Here is a 4342-nt window from a genome sequence, read left to right as displayed (position 1 = left end):
GAACATAACGGCAAAATAACAACAATAAGAATAGAATCCGCGTATGAATTTGAAGAAGACACCACGTGGAACGTAACACTCGAACTTTATGCCGGAGACACAACACTAACCGGTCAATTACTGGACTACGAGACACTCCAGTTTACCAATTTGCCTGTAAGTTCAGTAGATGCTAATACAGGCTATAACAGCACCAATTTAATAATAAACGGCATAGACGATCGGATAGAATTTATAATAAAAAACACAGCACAAGACGGATACCTGTCGGGACAATATACCCTAAAAGCTTTAATAAACAAAGATGGTTTTGAAACAACATTAGGCCCGGTTTCATTCAACGTAGACAAATGCGTGGCGCCGTTATCCGGAGATACCCACGGTCCGTTTAAAATTACAGCTTTAGACAGGACGGGCATATGCTGTGAGGGCATCCAGGAACCCGCGATTATCCTGAACAACTACGGGAACGGGAAGACAGTCGCCTTTACATTCGACCTTGTTGAATCAAACAACGACACGACATTCAATAAAATAAAAGAACTGATTTTAAATAGCATCGACTACACGACACCACAAACAAACCCGGTACACCCGATGGCGACACTGCCTGTAAAAATTGACATCCAAAACAGGGGCAAGGAAATAAACCTGAATGTCCGTGAAATAGTGCCTCTGGATTTAACGATTACCGATATATTCAACGGAGGCATAAAAAATAATAACGAAATTACCTGGCAGTTTAACCTTGCGGAAAACGCGGAAAAAGACTTAAAATACTATGGACTTATGCCGGACAACACGATGCAATACAATTTATTGACCGAAATAAACTACCTTGATTACGACAGCACATGGAAACTATACAACAACTATCCGCTGGAAATATCCAATACCCGGACGACGGCCGGACTGATACAGGAAATAACAGACGAACTCAACAGTATGAACTTAAGCCCTGAAGACAGGGAAAAGGCGGATGAGATAATACAAAAGCTCGAAAGAATAAGAACGCGCGCAATTGAGACAAGAAAAGATTTGGAGAAAAACATTGAAGGGACATTGAAGGCGATAGACAAACTGGCCGATATTCAAATCGCAAATACCACATCCGTGCATCTTAAGCTTGATGAGTTGTTGAAGGTTTATGAGGCGAGGTGGAGCAGGTGGGGGGAGTAGCTTTATTTTGAAACTTAAATTTTGGAGTATGAAAAATTAATATGGATAAGATATTGGTAATAGAGGACAATCCTTCGTTAAATATGGTATTTGAAATAAGACTCAGTGAGGCCGGGTATTCCGTGGATTGCGCTGAGACCGGAATGGATGGTGTTAACAGGGCAAAAACCAACGAATACCAGCTTATCTTATTGGATTATAATTTACCCGATATTAATGGTGCTGAGGTTTACAATAAGTTAAAAAATGACAAGGATTTTAAAAAAATCCCGGTAATTTTTGTTTCAGCTATCGGGAGAGACCGCCTGATAAAAATCGTGCAGGATACCGGCGCCGATGATTATATTAATCTTCCTTTCCAGGCGAAAGAGGTGATTGAAAAAGTAAAGGAAGTTTTAGGCAGAAAGAAAGAGCAATAAATTTGTTGAAGCCGCTTCTATTTAATAAAGAACGCGGTCCCGATAATAATGGCGATAAACACCGGCAGAAAAACGAATAGAGCCATCTGAAAAGATTCAATAAAGACAAAACCGATAAGAAAAGCAATTATTAAAGTAAGCGTAAAAATAATCCATGTGATGTAAGTGCTTATATCACCGCTGTGAACAAGCGTTAAATCCCTGGTTAATTTCATAAACCAGGGGGCGGCTTTTTCTCCTGGTATTTTTTCCTGTTCAGGTTCAATTCTGCATAATCTTAATTCCTCTAACCCCAGGATATTATAAATGACCTTGTCAAGGGAAGCTTCATAGGAACCATCCACTTTTTTAAACAATCCCCAGTGTTTTTTCATATCTATTAATTTATCCAATCTTTTTGAATAACGTCCTTCCAATTCATCAAAAACCCACCATCCTTTTCCAATCTTGCCGAGTTTATTTATTTCACTGTCAAAAGCCTTGTCTATCTTATCAAAAAACACCCACGATGTTTTATCCCGGACGAATCCATCAAGAGCCATATCATAAGTTTTTTCTAAACCGGCCAGCCAGTCCTGGGGTTTCTCTGTATCTGGAAAAGGCTGCCAAAAATCCAAAAATATATAACGTATTATACTGGCTACCCATCTCCCGAATATTGAAACGGGAACCAGGCACATATTTATGAATCCCCAAAAAATCTTTTTATAATAATAAATAACGGTCAAATATTCCGGGACACGGACATGAAACCAGCCGAATTCCAGGCCTAATACAAAATATGTCCCGCCCAGAAGCAATGCCGCTCCGCAGCTTTCCAGGTTGAGCAGGACGTCATTGCTTGTAAAAAACGCCCTGGTCAGCGGTTCATACAATATCGGTATTGTTGAATGTATGCCCTCTGTATGCACATTATAAATTGAATGATACGGATGGCTCGCAGGATCGTATCCAAAATAACTTAATCCCGGGCCGATTATATGCTCCAGAATAAGGTTTGGGAAAATCCCTATAAAAATTATCGCCCCTGAAAATCCTATTAACCCTATTTTCATCGAAAGCGGGACCTCTTTTACATTAACATGTTCCTCTCTCCGCTTGCCTAAAAATGTTAATATAAGCAGCTTGAAATTTGATGCAATTGTTCCGCCCGCCGTCAACATGAATATTATCTCCGCAGCTTTTAACATCTTGTCAGGTTTTCCAAGATAATGCACAGAGTGTTCATACGCCTCCAGTATCGAATGATGCAGTATTGTCTTGCTTGCAAACCCGTTGAACCCGGGTATCCCTGAAATCCCGCAAACCGCTATAAATAAACACACGAAAGTTACAGGCATATTTCGCCACAGCCCGCCCGATTTATACATATCTAATTCGTTTGTCCTGAAATACAACGCGCCCGCGCACAGGAATAAACTTGCCTTGAACAACGCATGATTTATTATGTGATACAATGCTCCTGATAATCCCATCGCGCCGTCCTTCCCCAGGTATGCCGCACATCCTATTCCCATCACTATATATCCCATCTGGCTTATACTGTGAAACGCAAGCATCTCTTTCGAATTGGATGAAATTAACGCATTTAGAACTCCTAAAAACATTGTCAATATTCCAACCCATATCATGATATACCCTATATTGTTCATCGTTAACCAGCTGTTTGCATTATTTAATGCTGGTAAATAAAGCATATTTACAACACGAATCAGTCCATATGCTCCCGTTTTTATAATCGCACCGGATAACAATGCGCTTGCAGGACTTGGTGCTACCGGATGGGCCAGCGGCAGCCAGACATGTTCAAAAAATAACCCTGCTTTGCCTCCAAATCCCATTATCATTAATCCTGCTATGATATATTTCCATATGCCCAATCTTGAAAGTTTTTCTCCTGCAAAGCCGATATCCAGGCTCCCTGTAAAATAGTTAAACAAAAATATACCCATTAATAAACTCAATCCTGTTGCCACGCCCATATATAAATATACTTTTGCCGCAGCTTTTGATTTCTCGCTTTCTTCATGTATAACCAGGGGATACGCCGTTAATAATAATCCCTCAAAAAAAATAAACAATGTTAATAAATCTCCTGCCAGAAGCACACCCAAATTCATCATGAGACTCAAAAGAACAAAAAAATCATACCTTGTCCTTGCATGTCCATGGCTCATGTATCCCAGCGCGTATATCGCAGACATGACCCATAAAAAATTTGTCACTATGGCTATCAAGAGACTCACCGGATCCACCTTGAAACTCAAACTGTATGTGTAAAAATATTCTATCTTAAATAGTAAGCCCCTGTATAATTCCCCGCCTGATTCTATCCCCTTTATCACGGGATCCAGCATCATCAGCAATAGAATAAAGTTCGATACCACTGTTGTTATCATTGCCAGGTGGTGTACCCGTTCCTTTTTACGTAATACTAATGTTAATATTGCACCGGTAAACGGGACTAAAATACAGAAAACCGGCAGTATAGCCAGTTTGGAAATACCAGGGGTAATAAACCCTTTTAAAACAGTAAACTCTTTCATAGGCTTAATTGTGATGTTTTTTCATTCCCAGAATGCTGTAACATATCATCAGAATACTGATAATAGTCTTTACGAATGGTTCTGTTGAAATCCTCAAATAGAAATAAATCAAGAGGCCGAGTTGGAGGCCTCGATGAATATTGTAAATTATACCGAGCAATAAAACTTCGTGAATTCGGAGTTTTATTAAGCGAGCTA

At 39.7% G+C, this 4342-nt stretch carries 3 protein-coding genes; 2 read left to right on the top strand and 1 reads right to left on the bottom strand.

Going from position 1 to position 4342, the window contains the following annotated elements; genetic code table 11:
• Both AB1498_00305 and AB1498_00300 read left to right on the top strand, forming a co-directional pair.
• The coding region (locus tag AB1498_00305) for a hypothetical protein (protein MEW6086742.1) at positions 1 to 1179 on the top strand (1179 nt) is incomplete at its 5' end.
• Positions 1180 to 1220: 41 nt separating this feature from the next.
• A complete protein-coding gene (locus AB1498_00300) occupies positions 1221 to 1598 on the top strand; it encodes a response regulator transcription factor (GenBank protein ID MEW6086741.1) in 378 nt (125 codons plus the stop codon).
• Between the two features lie 17 nt (positions 1599 to 1615).
• Here AB1498_00300 and AB1498_00295 read toward each other — a convergent pair whose 3' ends face one another.
• Positions 1616 to 4144: a proton-conducting transporter membrane subunit gene (locus AB1498_00295; GenBank protein ID MEW6086740.1), complete on the bottom strand. Its 2529-nt coding sequence runs from the start codon at positions 4142 to 4144 to the stop codon at positions 1616 to 1618.
• Positions 4145 to 4342: the final 198 nt, after the last annotated feature.

This window comes from bacterium, assembly GCA_040754625.1.
GTDB lineage: Bacteria > JACRDZ01 > JAQUKH01 > JAQUKH01 > JAQUKH01 > JAQUKH01.
The sequence above is the reverse complement of the archived record's forward strand: the minus strand, read 5'-3'. Positions and strand labels throughout refer to the sequence as shown.